The sequence below is a fragment of the Brevundimonas sp. genome (assembly GCF_046293315.1).
Lineage (GTDB): Bacteria > Pseudomonadota > Alphaproteobacteria > Caulobacterales > Caulobacteraceae > Brevundimonas.
In genome coordinates, this window is sequence record NZ_JBKBPF010000009.1 from 94,393 (window position 1) to 111,158 (window position 16,766).

Annotated in this window: 11 protein-coding genes; 3 read left to right on the plus strand and 8 right to left on the minus strand. The window is 68.5% G+C overall.

What is annotated here, in order from left to right:
• Window positions 1-3 precede the first annotated feature (3 nt).
• The 5 genes from ACK4SE_RS09860 to ACK4SE_RS09880 are packed head-to-tail and all read right to left on the minus strand — an operon-like array spanning window position 4 to window position 6,990.
• Window positions 4-1,473, minus strand: coding sequence for a class I adenylate-forming enzyme family protein (locus ACK4SE_RS09860; RefSeq protein ID WP_409691869.1), 1,470 nt, complete (start codon window positions 1,471-1,473; stop codon window positions 4-6).
• Window positions 1,470-2,696: a thiolase family protein gene (locus tag ACK4SE_RS09865; protein ID WP_409691871.1), complete on the minus strand. Its 1,227-nt coding sequence runs from the start codon at window positions 2,694-2,696 to the stop codon at window positions 1,470-1,472. Before ACK4SE_RS09865 ends, ACK4SE_RS09860 begins: the two co-directional genes overlap by 4 nt.
• Entirely contained in the window at window positions 2,693-4,372 is a 1,680-nt protein-coding gene (locus ACK4SE_RS09870) for an aldehyde dehydrogenase family protein (RefSeq protein ID WP_409692005.1), read from the minus strand. The genes ACK4SE_RS09865 and ACK4SE_RS09870 overlap by 4 nt, the downstream gene beginning before the upstream one ends.
• Window positions 4,372-5,517 (minus strand): thiolase family protein, encoded by a 1,146-nt coding sequence (locus ACK4SE_RS09875; protein ID WP_409691874.1) that lies wholly within the window; start codon window positions 5,515-5,517, stop codon window positions 4,372-4,374. Before ACK4SE_RS09875 ends, ACK4SE_RS09870 begins: the two co-directional genes overlap by 1 nt.
• A 3-nt stretch (window positions 5,518-5,520) precedes the next feature.
• Entirely contained in the window at window positions 5,521-6,990 is a 1,470-nt protein-coding gene (locus ACK4SE_RS09880; RefSeq protein WP_409691877.1) for a carotenoid oxygenase family protein, read from the minus strand.
• A gap of 108 nt (window positions 6,991-7,098) precedes the next feature.
• Here ACK4SE_RS09880 and ACK4SE_RS09885 point away from each other — a divergent pair, with 108 nt between their 5' ends.
• On the plus strand, window positions 7,099-8,079 hold the full coding sequence (locus ACK4SE_RS09885) for a winged helix-turn-helix transcriptional regulator (RefSeq protein WP_409691880.1): 981 nt from the start codon (window positions 7,099-7,101) through the stop codon (window positions 8,077-8,079).
• Window positions 8,080-8,139: 60 nt separating this feature from the next.
• Here ACK4SE_RS09885 and ACK4SE_RS09890 read toward each other — a convergent pair whose 3' ends face one another.
• Entirely contained in the window at window positions 8,140-10,374 is a 2,235-nt protein-coding gene (locus ACK4SE_RS09890; protein ID WP_409691883.1) for a TonB-dependent receptor, read from the minus strand.
• 110 nt (window positions 10,375-10,484) lie between these two features.
• On the opposite strand from ACK4SE_RS09890, the gene ACK4SE_RS09895 reads away from it, so the two are divergent.
• Together ACK4SE_RS09895 and ACK4SE_RS09900 are read left to right on the plus strand one after the other, a co-directional pair.
• Complete coding sequence (locus ACK4SE_RS09895; protein ID WP_409691886.1) at window positions 10,485-11,480, plus strand: DUF1295 domain-containing protein; 996 nt, start codon at window positions 10,485-10,487, stop codon at window positions 11,478-11,480.
• Window positions 11,477-12,355, plus strand: a complete 879-nt coding sequence (locus tag ACK4SE_RS09900; protein WP_409691889.1) for an SDR family NAD(P)-dependent oxidoreductase — start codon at window positions 11,477-11,479, stop codon at window positions 12,353-12,355. The genes ACK4SE_RS09895 and ACK4SE_RS09900 overlap by 4 nt, the downstream gene beginning before the upstream one ends.
• Before the next feature lie 107 nt (window positions 12,356-12,462).
• On the opposite strand, the gene ACK4SE_RS09905 is transcribed toward ACK4SE_RS09900, so the two are convergent.
• Together ACK4SE_RS09905 and ACK4SE_RS09910 are read right to left on the minus strand one after the other, a co-directional pair.
• Window positions 12,463-13,785 carry a metallophosphoesterase gene (locus tag ACK4SE_RS09905; protein ID WP_409691892.1) on the minus strand — a complete coding sequence of 441 codons (1,323 nt, stop codon included), beginning with the start codon at window positions 13,783-13,785 and terminating at the stop codon, window positions 12,463-12,465.
• Complete coding sequence (locus ACK4SE_RS09910; protein ID WP_409691894.1) at window positions 13,785-16,685, minus strand: TonB-dependent receptor; 2,901 nt, start codon at window positions 16,683-16,685, stop codon at window positions 13,785-13,787. Before ACK4SE_RS09910 ends, ACK4SE_RS09905 begins: the two co-directional genes overlap by 1 nt.
• Between the last annotated feature and the right edge of the window lie 81 nt (window positions 16,686-16,766).

Genomic DNA, 16,766 nt, shown 5'->3' on the forward strand with positions numbered 1-16,766 from the left:
CGGTCATTGGGGCGCCGGGTAGATCAGGGTTCTCACATCCGCCCGCACCACCTTGCCCACGGGATTGCGGGGCAGGGCGGCCAGCGGATGCAGGGTCTTGGGGGTGCGCACCGGACCGATGGTCCGGCGCACATGGTCGATCAAGGCGGCCTCGTCGGCGAGGGCGGGATCGTAGGCCACGGCGGCCTCCAGCCGTTCGCCCCACACCGGGTCCTCCACGCCGAAGGCGCAGGCCTCGCGCACCGCCGGATGGGCGCCCAGGGCGGCCTCCACCTCGGCGGGATAGATGTTGTAGCCGCCCGAGATGATCATCTCGCGCGACCGGCCAAGAATGGTCAGCAGGCCGTCCGACTCCAGCCGCCCCAGATCGCCGGTCCTGAGCCAGCCGTCGTGGCGGGCCTCGTCCGTCGCCACCGGATCGTCCAGATAGGCGGTATCGGCCAGATCGCCGCCCACCAGAATCTCGCCCTCGCCCTGTTTCGCCACATCGCCCCCGGCGGTCAGCACGCGCACGGGCGTATCGGGGAAGGGATAGCCTGCCGCGCCGCGCAGCTCCGGCCGCGCGACCTGTTCAGGCGTCAGGGCGGCGATGGTCATGGGCGCCTCGGTCTGGCCGAACAGGGCGCCCAGCACCGGGCCGAAGCGCGCGACCGCCTGATCGATGCGCGCCGGCGGCATGGGGGCGGCGGACCAGGTCAGGTGGCGCAGAGCCGTGAAGTCATCCGGTCCGAAGGCGGCCTCCTCCATCAACAGATAGATCAGGGTCGGCGGCATGAAGGCCACCGTGACCCGGCGCTTCATTTCGTCCAGCATGGCCGCCCGGTCCGGCTGGGCCATCAGTACATGGGCCCCGCCCGCCGCCAGCACCGGCAGCACATAGTGCGACGAGCCGTGGGTCAGGGGCGCCACCGCCAGATTCACGTCGTCAGCGGTGAAGCCGTAGTAGGCCTGCATCGATCGCAGGGCCGCCATCGCGCTGCGTCGGCTCTGCACCACGCCCTTGGGCTTGCCGGTGGAGCCGCCGGTGAATTTGATGGCGAAGACGCCGTCCGGGTCGTCGTTGATCGGCGGCGGCGTCGGCCCCGTCTCCACCGCGTCGATCCAGCTTTCCAGCTCCAGACGGCGGGCGCAGGGGGCAATCTGGTCCCGCGAGGGCTGATCGACGAACAGCATGTCCAGCTCGGCGCGGCGCTGGAGCTCGGCGTTCAGGCCGGGGCCGTTGCGGGGGTTCAGGGGAACCCAGACGGCGCCGGCCCGCAGGATGGCCAGATAGGCGACCACATGACGCCAGCTGTTGGCGGCGCACAGGCCGATGCGGCGGCCCCGGTCCAGGCCCCGGCGATGCAGGTCGGCGGCCAGGGCGTCCACCCGCGCGATCAGCTCGCCATGGGTGACGGTCTGGTCGCCGTCGATCAGGGCAGGGCGGTCGGCCCGCGCGCGCCAGCCGTCATAGATGACGCCGACCGGGTTCATGCTGCGCGCTCCAGAACAGTGACCACGGTGGCCGCCTCCTCGACGCCCAGAAAGCCGCCCCCGTTCTCGGCAGCCGCGATGCGCGCGCCCTCGATCTGGGCCGCCCCGGCCTCGCCGCGCAGCTGGCGGGTCAGGTCGTGCAGCTGGATGATGCCTGTGGCGCCCACCGGATGGCCCTTGGCCACCAGACCGCCCGAGGCGTTGACGGGCGTGCGTCCGCCCAGGGCGAAGTCGCCGCGCCGCAGCCGCTCCCCCACGGTCCCCGGCCGGGCCAGACCCAGGTTCTCGATCTGCTGGATTTCGGCGTAGCTGGTGGCGTCGTGCACCTCCACCGCGTCGATATCGTCGGGCCCGGCGCTCGCCTGCTCCCAAGCCGCCAGCGCCGCGCGGCGACCGATGTGGTTGTCCATGTCCGCCGCCTCGCGCATGGACGCGCTGACGAGGGCGCAGCCGCGCACCCGCACCGCCCGCGCGGCGGCGCCCAGCCGCTTCAGCCCGGCTCCGTTGCACACCACCATGGCTGCCGCCCCGTCGCTGACTGGCGCGCACATGGCGCGCGTGAACGGGAAGACGATGGTCTTGTCGGCCAGCACCTGAGCCGCCGTCATGGGGTTGCGGTACTGGGCCAGCGGGTTCAGGGCTCCGGCGGTGTGGTTCTTTGCCGCCGCATGGGCGAAGTCGGCCTGGATCGTGCCGTGCCGGGCCATGTGGGCGCGGGCCTGCGCGGCGTACAGATCCATGAACAGGCTGCGGCCCTCGCCCGGTTCCTCGCCGCCCATCTCGCGGATATAGGCCAGCACGCCCTCGCGGTCGTGGATGTCGGTCCCCCCCGCAAAAGCCGCCGCCACCCGCTCGGGCCGATCGGGCCAGACCATCTTCTCGGCCCCGGCGACCAGCGCAATTTCGCCGCCGCCCGCCCGCAGCCACTGCAGGGCCAGCCACAGGGCGGTGGAGCCCGAGGCGCAGGCGTTCTCAACGTTGATGACGGGGATGCCGGTCAGGCCCAGCGGGCGCAGGGCGATCTGGCCGCGCACGGTGTTCTGCCCCTCCAGCATGGGCTGGCGGGTGTTGGCGAACCAGGCGGCCTGGATGTGGGCAGTGTCCGCACCCGCGTCGGCCAGGGCGGCGCGCACCGCCTCGGCGGTCAGTGACTTGACGCTCTGGTCCAGCCGTTTGCCCAGCGCCGTCATGCCGATCCCGGCGATGAAGACGTCCGCCGTCATGCCGCCGCCGGGCGGCGTCGCTGCACGATGCGGAAGCGCGAGGCGACGAAGGCCAGGTCGGCCAGACAGGCGTTGCCCGCCGGGTTCAGGCCGGAGACGTGATAGTCGCTGTAGGCCGCCGCGAAATTGATCCACATGGCGCCGGTCAGATTGATGGTCAGATTGGCGCCCGCCTGCTCATACAGCGGCGTCGAGCGGTCGATGAAGGCCTCGTCGGTGGAATACAGATAGGACGAGATCGAGCCGTGCTCGCGCGCCAGCCGGGTCGCCTCGGCCACCGCCGCATCGCCGTCCACGCGGACCACGAACAGCACCGGCCCGAAATGCTCCTCGGCGTAGAGGTCAGGGTCCGAACCGTCCACTGCCACCACCAGCGGGGTCAGGGTGCGCGCCTCGGGAAACTGCGGGTGGGCGTAGGGCGCGGCCTCGCGCAACACCCGGGCCTTGGGATGCTGCTTGAGGGCGCCGCGCACATCGGCCACGGCCTTCAGACTGACCTCGCCCTGGATCGCGCCCATGATGCCGGCGGCCAGAGCCGGATCGCCGACGATGGCGTCGATCTGCGCCGCCAGCGCATTTCCGAACGCATCGGCCAGATCCGGGCGCACATAGATCACCTGCGGGCTGGTGCACATCTGGGCCGAAAACAGGCACGAGGCGCGGGCGATGGCCCGGGCCGCGGCGTCCAGATCGGCGGCGGACTCCACCACCACCGTGTTGACGCCCGCCGTCTCGGTGAACAGCAGCTTGCCGGTTACCGTGCGCTCCAGATGGCCGCCGTAGCGGGGGCTGCCGGTGAAATCGACAATCTGCACCGCCGGATGGTCCACCAGATGCTGGGCCACGGGCGCCTCAAGCGTGTCCACGGCCAGAGTGACGAGGTTGGGGTCAAAGCCGTGCTCGGCCAGCACCCGACGGCATTCGCGCACCACGATGGCCATGGGCAACACGGCGATGGGGTGCGGCTTGACGATCACCGGATTACCCGTGGCGAGGCTGGCGAACATGGCCGGATAGGCGTTCCAGGTGGGGAAGCTGGCGCAGCAGATGACCAGACCAACGCCGCGCGGGACGATGGAATAGTTTTTGTCCAGAACCACCCGCTCGCCCGCGAAATCGCGCTCGTAACGGCCGGTCGGCGCCACGTCGCGCATGGCCTTGACCGCATAGGCCAGGGCCTCGATGCCCCGGTCCAGCGCATTGGGGCCCGAACCGCTGAACGCCTGGGTGTAGCTTTGCCCCGCCACGTGCATGACACCGTGGGCCATCTCGAAATTGGCCTCGTACAGCCGCACCGCCATCTCGACGCATAGCGCCGCGCGCAGGTCCGGCGAGGCGGCGGCCCAGTCGGGCATGGCGGCCTGCGCCGCCTCGATCAGGGCCTCGGGCGTGCTCACCGGATAGGTGATGCCCAGCGGCTTCTGCGTATAAGGCGAGACCTCGGCGCCCTCCCAGTTGATGACGCCCGGCAGGTCCAGCGCGAACCGCTGGCCCAGCTGCGCCTCGAAGGCGGCCTTGCCGGCGACGGGCTTGTCCGGGCCGTGGATCTTGGTCGACGGCGAGTCCCTGAACGGCGACCAGGCGCGGCGGGTGCGGATGGCCTCCAGCGCGCTATCGATCAGCGCGGCGTGGCGGGCCACGACGGCGTCGCGGGTTGCGGGCGAGCGGGCGTCCATCAACGAGCCATCCGTTCGACGATCATGGCCGAGCCGACCCCTTGGGCGCCCGCCGCGACCACGAGGCCATAGCGCCCCTCGCACGCGTCCAGCGCGTCCAGCAGCGACGACAGCAGGATGGCGCCGGTGGCCCCCATGGGGTGTCCCTTGGCCAGATGGCCGCCGCCCACATTGACCTTGTTCGGGTCCACGTCCCGCTCTCGCAGGAAGGTGACGATGGTGACGGCGAAGGCCTCCATGAACTCGATGCGATCCATGTCGGACAGAGTCAGGCCAGCCCGCTCCAGCACCCGGTCCATGGCCGTGAAACCTGCGGTCAGGGAGGCGGCCGGATCGCCGCCTACCTCCACATGGGCCACGATGCGCGCCCGGGCGCTCTCGGCCTCGGACGAGACCAGCGCCAGACCGGAGCCGTCGGACATGGGCGGGGCGTGGGCCACGGTGTGTCGATGATCGATGGCCCAGCCTTCCAGCGCCTCAGCATAAGGCGCGGCCATCTCGGCGAAGGCGGAGGGCAGCTTGGCGAGTTTTTCCAGCGTCGTCGGGCGGGCGCACTCGTCACTGTCCAGTCCGTTCAGCGCAATGCGCGAGGCGACCAGCGGGCCGCCCTCGGCCTCGGCCGTGCGGGACTGGGAGACGAATGCCGCCTGATCCATCTCCGCGCGGGACACGCCCGCGTCTTCGGCCAGCCGGTCGGCGGCGACCGCCACCGGCAGGTAGCGGGTACGGGGCGGGAAGGACCCATCGGCGTAATAGTCGGCCCGGTCGCCCATGAAGGGCACGCGCGACATCATCTCGACCCCGCCCGCCAGCACGGAGCGGGCGCGTCCGGTCTGGACCATGTCGGCGGCCTGTCCGATCGCGGTCAGACCTGAGACGCAGTAGTTGTTGATGCTCCACGCCGCCGTTTCGTCCGGCAGGCCGGCATGCAGCTTGGACACCAGCGCCACATTGGCCCCCTGTGCCCCCACCTGTCCGACACAGCCGACGATCAGGGCCTCGGCCGCCCGCGCCGCGTGGCCGCGCATCTGGATGGCGTCGATCAGCCCGCCGATCAGCTCGTGAGGCTTCAGCGCCGCCAGTCCGCCGTCGGGGCGGGCCCTGGCGCGGGGCGTGCGGACGGCGTCGTGGATGTAGGCGCTCATGGATCAGGCGGCCTTCAGCTGGTCGCCGCGCGCCCATGTGCCGTGGAAGCCCGCGGGCACCCGCACCGGTAGGATCACCCGGGCCACCGGCCCGGCCTCCATGTTCTGCGCATCGATCACCTGCACCTCGGACTTGCCGGTCTCGTCGTCGGTCACGAAGGCGATGACATAGCCGTCGTCCTCCCCGGTCGCGCCGACGCGCGGGGCGAAGGCGGGCTCGGAGCCGAACTGCGAGGGTTGGTAGTCCCAGGAGCGCGCGGCGCCGGTCTCGAGATCGTACTTGATCAGGCCTTTGAAGCGCTGCAGCTCCGTGGGCGCCATGGCTACGTGATAGGACCATTTCGTGGGGCGCGAGGCATAGTCCAGATTGACTACCGGGAACTCCCCGATGCGGTCGTCCAGCTGGCGCTTCTTCACCTCGCCGGTCCTCATGTTCATGCGCCACTCCACCGGCACGGCGTGCAGAGCCAGCACGTTCACCATCGCGGCGTAGGGGCCGTACTCAGCGTTGGGGGCAAAGCCGTTGGGAGTCATCATGCAGGCGGTCATGACCACCTCGTCGCCGTCCTCCCAGGCGTTGACCACGTGATAGATGTAGCAGCTGTCGGTCTCGAACCAGCGGACCTGATCGCCCGAGCCGTTGCGCGGCACCACGCCGAAGCGGGCCGGCTGGTCGGCGAAATGAATGTTCCAGGTGCTGCGCTTCAACCCACCGTCGGTGAACACCACCGGCAGGTCGTGCAGGATGACGTAGTTTTCGGTCAGGCCCATGTCGTGGGGCAGGCGCGGGCCCGGCAGCTCGACGCGGGCGAAATGGGTTAGCTCATTGGTCGGGCTGACCACCCCGAAGGTCATCCAGGGCTCGTAGAGCGAATAGTCGAAGAACACGAACTCGCCGGTCTTCGGGTCCACCTTGGAGTGGGCCGACACATGGCGCGACAGGGCCCCGCCGAAGGTCTCGGTCCCGATGGTCTCCAGGGTGCGTGCGTCGATGCGCACCGGATGGCCCGAGATGTACCACAGGGCCATCAACGAACCGTTGTGCAGCACCAGATCGGTGTTGCCCGTGTCCTTGTAGACCTTGTCCCCGCGCGTGGACGACGGATCGGCCCGCGTGGAGGGCTCCATCACCCCGCCCGCCCCGCAGCCGCCGTTGAGGTCCGCCACATGGTCCGCCGAGCGGACGAAGCGGTTGCGGTACTCGGCCTTGCCGTTCTCGAACCAGACCGCGTGGACCATGCCGTCGCCGTCGAACCAGTGGTGCATGCCCTGCGGCGCCTGGGCCGGATTGGGGCCGTTTCGATAAAAGGCGCCGTGCAGGTCCTGCGGGATTTCGCCGATCACGGGCAGGTCGATAGCCGTGGTCTCGCGGGAAACCGGCTCATAGACGCCCTGCAGATAAGGGTTGAGCGTATTCAGCGGGCTCAACGGCCCGGTTTCGATACGGCGTGCGGCGGTGGCGTCGTCGGCCATGGCAATTGCCTCCAGAAACTTTTCAGAACAGACCTTCGGATATTTGGTCGCTTAACGCAAGCGTTGGCGTCCGCCTCGACCCGCATGCGAATTGGGTTAGAGGAAGATATGGACAGCAGCGAAGAGCTTGGGGGCGAGCCGGACATGCGGGCCCTGATCATGGGCAATCCGGTGGCGCGGGCCTTCGCCATCACCGGTGACGCCTGGACCCAGCTGATCCTGCGCGAGGCGTTCTACGGCGTGCGGCGCTTCAGCGCCTGGCGCGACCAGCTCGGCGCCCCGCGAAGCGTCCTGGCCGATCGCCTGCAACGCCTCACGGCCGCCGGAATGCTCGAGACCAAGCCGGTGGCCGAAGGCGGCGCGAGGCTGGAGTACCGCCTGACAGCCATGGGGCTGGATATGTTCGGCGTGGCGGTCATGCAGGGACAGTGGGAGCGCAAATGGGCCCGCTCGCCACTGCAGGAACGCTATGCGCTGCGCTTCTACGACCGTAAGACCAGAGACCGCCTGGAACCGGTGGTGCTGGGCCGCGAGCACGGAACGCCGGCGGGAATCGACAATGTTGTCTGGGCGGTCACGGCGCCCATGACGCCGATCGCCCCGCCGACGTCTCGCAGGCGGCGCTCCCAGCCCATCGAGACCGACCGGCCCATCATAGACCGTTCCACCGACATCATGGGCGACTACTGGAGCTGGGCAGTGCTGTCGGCGGCCTATTTCCGCCTGCGCCGTTTCGACGAGATCCACGCTGCGCTGGGCGTCGCCACCAACATTCTGGCGGACCGGCTGTCGCGTCTGGTTCTGCACGGTGTGCTGGAGCGCAAACCGTATCAGGACGCCCCGGTGCGCTACGAATATCGGCTGACCGAGGCTGGGCGCGACATGTATCCCATCGTGCTGGCCATGCACGGCTGGAGCGAGCGCTGGCTCTACCCAGACGAGGCGCCGCCCCTGCGGCTCAAGGACAGGACGACGGGCGAAATCCTCACACCGGTGGTTTGTGATCGGACGACGGGCCGGGCCATCGATCCCCGACAGGTCCGCTGGGAAGTCGAGCGTGAAGCCGCGCCGGCGGGCGGAGCCGCCTGACAAGGAAAGGCCGCCGCCGCAGGCATGCGACGACGGCCGTTTTTCACTCGGAAACGCGGCTCAGAACGTGCGGGTCAGGGCGATCCCGAACGAGCGCGGCGGACCGAAAACACTGAAGCCCACGCCTACGTTCTTGATGACGTGGTTGCGGTACTCCTCGTCGGTCAGGTTCTTGCCGTAGACCGAAACCTTGTAGCCGTTGTCCGACTCCCAAGACGCAAAGGCGCTGAGCAGCCCGTAGGACGGGATCAGCACCTCGGGATTGTTGGATGGGTCGAAGAAGTAGTCGTCCGTCCACTGGTAATCGATGCGCGTCGCCAGGGTCCCTTGCCCCACACGCCATTCGCCGTCGGCGTAGAGGGTGTACTGGCTCTCCGGCGAACGGGGCAGGGCGTTGCCTTCATAGGGCAGCGTGCCGCCCGCCGAGATCGCGTCGGAGGTGAACTGGGCGTCCAGGCTTGTGTAGGAACCGCCGATGGTGATGGCCGAGCTGACGGCGAGCGCCGTCTCGATCTCGAAGCCCTCGACCTCCGCCTGGGCGTTGGAGGCCACAAGACTCAGACCGGCCAGTTCGTTGACCTGCAGATCGGTGTAGTCCAGCCGGAAAGCCGCCGCGTTGAAGCGGAGACGCCCGTCGAACACGGTGGTCTTGGCGCCGATCTCGTAGTTGTCCAGCAGTTCGGAGTTCAGCGGCTGAATCGCCTGCGCTCCGGTCTGGGCCGCACTGATGTAGGCCCCGGCCTTGTAGCCGCGATCATAGCTCGCATAGAGGTGCACGTCCGGCAGGGGCTCGACCGACAGGGCGATTCGCCAGGTAGGCTCCTCGAAGCTGGTGCTGGCAGTCACGTCATATGGCGATCCGGTGGGGCCCAGCGGGATTCCCGGAGGCGCGTTTAGTCCGCCGTCGTTGTCGATGGCCACCTGATGAACCTCGCGCTCATCGTGGGTCCAGCGAGCGCCCAGGGTCAGCTCCCAGATGTCGGCGAACGGGATCGCCGCCTGTCCGAACACCGCATAGCTGGTGTTGGTGGCGTCCTGGAAGAAGGTCGTATCGCCGCCGAAATTGGGCGGCGCGATGGGCAGGGCCGTTTGCACGAGGAAGCGTTCGGTGCGGGTCACGTTCTCACGGAAGAAATAGGCGCCGGCCACCCAGTTGATGTTCGACTCCGGCGCGGACACAAACCGGAATTCCTGGCTGATCTGGTCCGCCTGCTCTTCGGCCTGATTGTCCACCCGCAGTGGGAACGCCGGATAGGTCAGACCTCCGAGATTGTCCCGCCAGTCATAGTCGTTGTCCCGGAAGGATGTCAGGGACACGAAGCCAAAATTGTCGCCCTGCCATTCAGCCCGACCCGTTACGCCCCAGTTGGTGCGGTTCTGGTAAGTGTCGTCGGGATTCAAGGTCTCGCGGATATCGAGGCCTGCGCGAAGGGCGTCGATCACGGCGACGAACGGCGCCGGGGTGGTAGCCACGATGACGGGGATCCGCGCCTGACCGTCCATCTCCTCCATACTGCCGTCGAAGCCGGCCAGGAAGGTCCAGTTGCCGACGTTGCGCAGAATCTGGCCGCGCAGGCCGAAGGATGTCCCGCCATGCAGATCCGCGCCCGTAAGAACGTTCTCGGCGTAGCCGTCATTGGTGCTGAAGCGGAAGGCGACGCGGCCGGCGGTGTCTTCGGCGATCTCGCCGTTGAACACGCCTTCCAGGCCCATCTCGTTGAAGCTGCCGTAGCGCGCCGTCAGCTGGCCATAGGGCGCGAAGTCGGGCCTGTTTGTATAGACGTTCAGTGCGCCACCCGAGGCGTTGCGCCCGTACAGAGTTCCTTGAGGGCCGCGCAGGATTTCCACCCGCTGCACATCCATGAAGGCCAGGGCGCTGGCGCCCGCGCGGCCGATGGACACCTCGTCGATGGACACGCCAATAGACGGGTCGCTCGCAGCGGAATCGCTGGTGGTGCCGACGCCCCGCACGAAGATCTGCGGCTCGCCCACATTGAACTGGGTCATGGTGACGCCCGGGGCCTTGCCCGCCACGTCCTGAAGGCCGGTGGCCGCCGTGCGCTCCAGCGTCTCCTGGCTGAAGGCCGTAACGGCGATCGGCACTTCCTGTAGACCCTGTTCGCGGCGCTGGGCCGTGATGATGATTTCGTCGAGCGTGACGGCCCCCGGCTGGGCCTGTCCGGTTTGCCGGGCGAGCGCCGGGGCCGCTAGTCCGGCCGTGACGGCCAGGGCGATCGTCGACACGCCGGCCAGACGCCGACGCCACGACGAGCCGCGCATTGTGATGCTGGTCAAGACATTCCCTCCGAATGTGTACGGCCCTTTGCGGGCTCATTGCAGGAGTAGCTTGCGCTAATGAACCAGTTTTGCAAGTCTTTTTACGCAAGCGTGTTTGAGGGCGAAATATGGCGGACGTTTCATCCATTGTTCTGGCCGGCGCCGCATGGGCCGCCACGGCGATCCTCTGGCTGGCATTGATCCCGTCCGGAACCCGTGGCCGGGCCTGGCACTACGGCCTCGCGGCTGCGCCGCTGGCCTTCATCATCCTAGCGACGACGGTCCCCGAATCCGCGCTCCGCGACAGCCTTCGGATATGGATCCTGCCCGGCGGGGCGGGGGTGCTGGCCGTCATGGCCTTGGCCTGGCTGTGGGGAACCCTGGCCCGGAACCATGGAGTCATGGACATCTCCTACCCGGCCGCCGCGGTGGCCGTGGCGATCCTGACCCTGTTCGTTTCAGGTCGCGCGCCGGACGGTCCCGGCTTGCTGCTCATGGTGTTTCTGGTGATTGGGGCCGGGCGGCTGGTCATCCAGACCTGGGGCCACAACATCGGCGCCGAGCGCCAGCCCTACGCCCACTGGCGGGCCCGCCACGGGTCACGCTGGCTGTGGTGGAGCGCCTTTCAGGTGCACCTGCTGCAGGGCGTGACTCTCTGGCTGTGGTCGGCCCCAATCGTCTTCGCCCTCACCGTCCCGGCGAGCGTGTCCGGGCCCGCCCGGAGGGGCTTCTGCATTGCAGGCGTGGCCGTCTGGCTGTGCGGTTTCATCCTCCAGACCCTCGCCGACCGGCAGCTGGCGGCCTTCAAGGCCGACCCGAATAACCGCGGCCGTCTGCTGGACGCCGGCGTCTGGGCCTGGGTCCGTCATCCCAACTATCTGGGCGAGACCCTGATGTGGGCCGCGTGGTTCGTGTTCGCCCTGGCCCATCCGTGGGGCTGGATCACCCTGTTCGCGCCGCTCTTCACCGGCTGGTTTATGGGCTACGCCTCCGCGGCCCCGTTCAAGGAGGCGCACATGGCCCGCACCCGCGGTGAGGCCTGGACCGCCTACTGCGCCCGCACCCCCCGCTTCCTGCCCTGGCCGCGTCCGCGCGCCGTCGCCCCCGAGAGGAAACCGTCATGAGCTACCTGAAGGATCGCGTCGTCGTCGTCACGGGGGCGGGCAGGGGCCTTGGCCGCGCCTATGCCCTCGATCTGGCGGCGCGCGGCGCCTCGGTGGTGGTCAATACGCGCCCCCGCGGGGCGGACGCGCCCGGCTCGGCCGAGGCCGTGGTCGCCGAGATCGAGGCCCGGGGCGGTCGCGCCGTCGCCGCGCCCGTGGCGGTGGAGGACGCGGACTCCGGCGAGCGCCTGCTGGCGGCGGCCCTGCACGCCTTCGGCCGCATCGATGGCCTGCTGAACAACGCCGGCGCGCCCGAAGCCTCGACCTTGCACAAACAGACCGTCGAGGAATTCCGCGCCAATTTCGAGGTCAATTTCTTTGGGACCCTGACACCGACCCTGCCCATCTACCGGCACATGCGCGAGGCGGGCGGCGGCCGGATTCTGGTGTCCACATCCACCGCCGGGCTGCACGGCGTGCACGGCATGGCGGCCTATTCCGCCTCGAAGGCCGGTCTGATCGGCCTGATGCGGGTCATCGCCCTGGAAGGGGCGAGCCGCAACGTCGCCGCCAACGCCATCGCTCCCTTCGCCGACACCGGCATGACAGGCGAATTCCTGTCGCCGGAGCAGGCCGCCCGTCTGTCGCCCGACCGGGTCGCCCCGGTGGCCAGTTGGCTCATGTCGCCTGACTGTCCCCTGACCGGCGAGACGGTCACTGCCGGGGCCGGCGGGGTGCGTCTCGCCGCCCAGGTGGAAGGCGGGGCCCAGTGGTTCCCCGATGGCTTCGGTCCCGACGACCTGACCGCGCGGGTGGACGCTCTCAAGGCCCGCGACGGCTGGCGCGATTACCCCGAGGGCATGGCCGCCTTTGCGCACCTGATGGGGGGCAGCTAGCCTTCACCGACTTTGGCGGACGCGGTAGGGAGAAGGGACAGGCCTTGATGCAGACGCGCAGGACGGGTTGCACAAAGCGGCCGTGGCGCGCGGGGAGCGCCTCTGCCTCAGTCCCGGCGATCTACCAGTATGCGACCATCACCGGTTTGCTCGATGTCGAACGCATCGACCAGATCGCCCGTCCCGTCGTAGGCCCGCAAGCTCAGCCGGTCCGAGGTGACGTCCACGATCTGGAAGGTCTGGGTGTCGCCCAGTCGAACGTCCGCGCGGGCTTCGGAATCGGCGTTGAGCGGGTACATCTTGGCCCCGGCGACGGACACTACATAGGCTGGCCCCGACAGCGTGCGACGCCCGCCCGGCGGCAGGGGGCCGACGTCGAGGTCGCTGACGCGGCTGTAGCAGTGGTCATGACCCTGCAGCACCAGATCGGCGCCGCCTGCGCGCAGCACGTCGGCGAACGCCGACCGGATACGGATGGGTTCGTAGTCCCGGCCGCAACTGAAAAGCGGATGGTGCATGACCACAATCCGCCAGCGCGCCCCTGGCGCCGCGAGGGTCTGGATCAGCCAGGCGCGCTGGGTCTCCAGGGTGCCGAAATTGAGGGCTGAAGTACTGTCCAGGACAATGAAGCGAACGCCCTGACGGTCCACCGCATAGGTGGTCTGGCGGGCCCCCGCTGCGCCATTGTCCGGCAAGGCGAACTGGGCGCTCCAGTGAGGCGCGAGGCGGGTATAGGCCCCGCCACCGTCGGCCTCGCGGACCTCCATATACTCGTGATTGCCGGTGGCGACGATCTGGGGGACCTCGCCATAGACATGGCCGCCGACGGCGTTCCATTCGCCCCATTCCGCGTCATGCGGGTCGCCGTCGCGCTGCTGCACCAGGTCGCCCGCATGCACCATCAGGGCGGCATCCGGCGCGGCGCGAAGGGCCTGACGCACAATGCGGGCGCCGACCTCCAGCACATCGTTCTGGATATCGCCCAGAGAGATGAAGCGAAAGGGCTCGAACCCGTCCGCCGCGGTGTAGAACGGCCGCCATTCTCCCCAGCCGTCAGCGCCGCGCAGGCGGTACGCGTAGGCGGTGTCGGGCTGCAGGTCGGTGAAGCGGACCTGGTGATAGGTTGCAGGACCCAGTTGGGTCTCAAGCCTTGCTGACCGACCGTCGACGGCCTGCGCCCCGTCCTTGATGTCGGGTCCGGGAGTGGCTCGGGCCAGTTCCGCCTGCGCCGTGGCCTGACGCCCGTCAGTGCGCCAGGCCACGGCCATCTCGCGAGCCGGATCGGCGCCGGGGGTCAGCACCACCCGGTCGGGCCAGCCGCCGGGCGCCCAGCGCGCCACCGTCTCAGGCCGCGCGCTGTCGGGACGCAACTCCTGCGCCTCGGACTGAGCGCCCAGAAGCAGAGCGGCCGCGGCCAGCCCTAGCCACATCAGAACGAGGCCCTCAGACCGACCTGCACCGTCCTGCCGAAGGCCGAGTTGGTGTAGAAGATCGGGCCGTTCTCATCGCCCCGATAGACGTCGATTTCCGCTTCGTCGGTGATGTTGGCGGCGTCGAAGTATAGCCGCACCCTGTCGTTCAGGTCGTAGCGAAGATTGAAGTCCACCTGGGTGACGGCGCGGCTCCAGACGTCTTCCTCGGGCCCGCTGGCCAGCACCGCCAGGGCCTCACCCTTGTGATTGGCCGCCAGACGCAGCGACAGGCTGTCGTTCTCCCAGCCCAGCGACAGATTGCCGAGGAAGTCGCGCTGGTTCGGCAGGGAGAAGGTCTCGCCCGCGCGCACGCTGGCCGAGGATTCCGAGTCCGCAAAGGTGACATTGCCCTGGACGAACAGACCCGAGAGCAGGCCGGGCAGAAAGCTGAACCCCTGCGTCACCGACAGCTCCAGCCCGATCACCTCGGCGTCCTCGCCGTTGATGACGGTGTCGACGGACGCGAAGTCGTCCGAAACCCCATCGGGCAACTGCAGGCCCAGCAGCGGCAGATCGGCGCCATCCCCCTCGAAGTCGATGAAGAAGTTGTCGATCTGCTTGTAGAAGGCGGCGACCTGGATGGTGGTTTCCGACGACGGATACCAGGCGGCCGAAACGTCAAAGGAATTCGCCGTCAGCGGCTCCAGCCAGGGGTTGCCCGCGACCAGATCGCGGTCGCTTGGATCGTCCTCGTCGAACTGGACGCGGATGCGGTTGGCCCGGTCGGTGAAGTTGGGACGCTGTATGCCCCGGTTCGCCGATGCGCGGACCACCACCTGATCGGTCGCGTCCCAGCGCAGGTGCAGACCCGGGAACCAGTCGGTGTAGCTGTTGGATACCGTGCCCAGGTCGATGATCTCGCCTGTGCCGGGTTCGCCGTCCGGGCCGCGGCCGGAGCCGTCGAACTCGGTGTAGAAGCCCTGGCCCTCAGCCTCGGTATGCTCGACCCGCACACCCGCGATCACCTTGATGTTCGGGGCCGGCTCGAAACTGGCCTGGCCATAGCCGGCGATGACGTCCTCGGCGGTGAAATAGTCCACCGCGACCGACAGGTCCTCGCGCTGGTACTCCGGTTGCGCCAGCAGGATGTTCCGGGCTTCCAGAAAGGCGCGGTAGCCGCTCTGGGCCGTGGGGAAAAAGCTGGCGTAGCCCTGGCCGGCCACGTCGAAGACGTCCAGGTCGGCCATGTCTATGGAGTAGCCGAAGCTGCGCGGATTGCCGGTGTATTCGCTGCGGTCGTTGAATTTCTCGCGCAGGCGCGCCTTCACGCCGAAATCGATGCGCACGGGCATAGTGAAGTCCAGATCGCGGCCCAGGTCGATGCGACCCGTCCAGATCTGGTCTTCGCGAACCTCGGGCACGAATAGCAGCTGGTTGAACTGATAGTCGCCCGGATTGAACGGGTCATCGCCGTCGCCTCCGTCGCCGACGGCCGGCGTCAGGGAGAAGCCCTCGTCGGTGAAGTCCAGGTCGACCAGCAGGTCCTCGGCCCGGAAGCGGCCGCGCATGGCGTCGGTGTTCTCGAACTTCGACAGGGCGTAGTCGAGCTGCAGCCCGATGTCCCATCCGCCCCGCGTCAGGTCGGCCCCCGCCGAGATGCTGGTGATGTTGTCATAGATATCCTGGAAGAACAGCCGGCGCTCGTTCTCGACGATGTCGAACAGGCCGCCGCGCGGGCCCAGCTCCAGAATGTCCTCGTCCTCGGATTCCTCAATGACCCAGATGTCCTGATAGCTCAGGTCCTCGTCGTTCAACCGGCTCCAGGTGCCGCGCAGGAACAGTTCGGTGTCGGCGGCCGGCCGGTACTCCAGATTGACCGACGCGTTCCAGCGAGTCCGTTCACCGGTCTCGGTGACCTGGATCACCTCGTTGGGCCGCAGGAATTCCGGTTCGTCAGCCTCCAGCGCGGTGACGTAATCCAGGCCCGCATCGCCTTCCAGCTCGGTTCCGGCGATCGGCCGGCGAGAATAGCCGAGGCTGGCGCCCAGGCCTAGCCGGCAATCCATCAGGCGGCGGGTGAAGTTGGCGGAAACCTCCTCGCCCCATTCGCCGACTTCCTCGCCGTAATAGCCCTCGACCCGGATCTGCGCCGTCTCGCGCCCCGAAAAAGCCGACAGGGTCTTCAGGTCGATGATGCCGCCGATGGCGTCGGCGTCCTGGGAGGGCAGGGTCGACTTGCTGATCTCGATCTGGGCCAGTTGCTCGTTGGACACCGAGTCCAGGGAGACGGCGGCGGTGTTCACGTTGGAGGTTCCCAGACGCACGCCGTTGACGGTCACGGCGGTGTATTCGGATGGCAGCCCCCGCACCGAGACGCTGCGGCCTTCGCCCTCGGACCGCCCGAGAGACACGCCCGGCAGGCGGGCCAGGGATTCCGCCACGTTCTGGTCGGCGAACTGTCCGATGTCTTCCGCCGAGATGACATTGACCAGATTATCGGCGGCTCGCTCCACCTCCTGGGCGCGCACGATCGCTGCGCGGGACCCGGTGACCATGATTTCCGAGACCGTGGTCACTTCGCCCACGTTGGGCCGCCGGGTCTCCGCCGTTCTCCGCAGGGTGATCACGCCGCCGGTTTCCTGAACCACGGTCAGCGGCAACCCGGCGATGACACGGCGCAGAGCTTCGCCCCGGCTCATGGTTCCCCGCACGCCCGGCGACGTCAGGCCTTCCACGACGTCGTAGGGATAAAGGATCTCGGCGTCCGCCTGGGTGGCGAAGGCGTTGAGGGCGGCTGCGGCCGGACCGGCCGGCACATCGAATGCGGTCTGGGCGGCGGAGACGGCGGGTCGGGCCTGCGCGGCCTCCTGCGCCTGGGCCATGGCCGGCAGGCTGGTGATGAGCGCTGTGGACAGCATGAGCGCGAGCGCCCGTGATCCGGTCGAAGGCATGAGGTCCCCATTTGCCTGGTCGCCATGCGGATACTCCGCCGGCTTCTG

Excerpts from the sequence above, each read along its gene's own strand:
- ACK4SE_RS09860 (WP_409691869.1), bottom strand. The coding sequence starts at position 1,473 with ATGAACCCGGTCGGCGTCATCTATGACGGCTGGCGCGCGCGGGCCGAC.
- ACK4SE_RS09865 (WP_409691871.1), bottom strand. The coding sequence starts at position 2,696 with ATGACGGCGGACGTCTTCATCGCCGGGATCGGCATGACGGCGCTGGGC.
- ACK4SE_RS09870 (WP_409692005.1), bottom strand. The coding sequence starts at position 4,372 with ATGGACGCCCGCTCGCCCGCAACCCGCGACGCCGTCGTGGCCCGCCAC.
- ACK4SE_RS09875 (WP_409691874.1), bottom strand. The coding sequence starts at position 5,517 with ATGAGCGCCTACATCCACGACGCCGTCCGCACGCCCCGCGCCAGGGCC.
- ACK4SE_RS09880 (WP_409691877.1), bottom strand. The coding sequence starts at position 6,990 with ATGGCCGACGACGCCACCGCCGCACGCCGTATCGAAACCGGGCCGTTG.
- ACK4SE_RS09885 (WP_409691880.1), top strand. The coding sequence starts at position 7,099 with ATGGACAGCAGCGAAGAGCTTGGGGGCGAGCCGGACATGCGGGCCCTG.
- ACK4SE_RS09895 (WP_409691886.1), top strand. The coding sequence starts at position 10,485 with ATGGCGGACGTTTCATCCATTGTTCTGGCCGGCGCCGCATGGGCCGCC.
- ACK4SE_RS09900 (WP_409691889.1), top strand. The coding sequence starts at position 11,477 with ATGAGCTACCTGAAGGATCGCGTCGTCGTCGTCACGGGGGCGGGCAGG.
- ACK4SE_RS09905 (WP_409691892.1), bottom strand. The coding sequence starts at position 13,785 with ATGTGGCTAGGGCTGGCCGCGGCCGCTCTGCTTCTGGGCGCTCAGTCC.
- ACK4SE_RS09910 (WP_409691894.1), bottom strand. The coding sequence starts at position 16,685 with ATGCTGTCCACAGCGCTCATCACCAGCCTGCCGGCCATGGCCCAGGCG.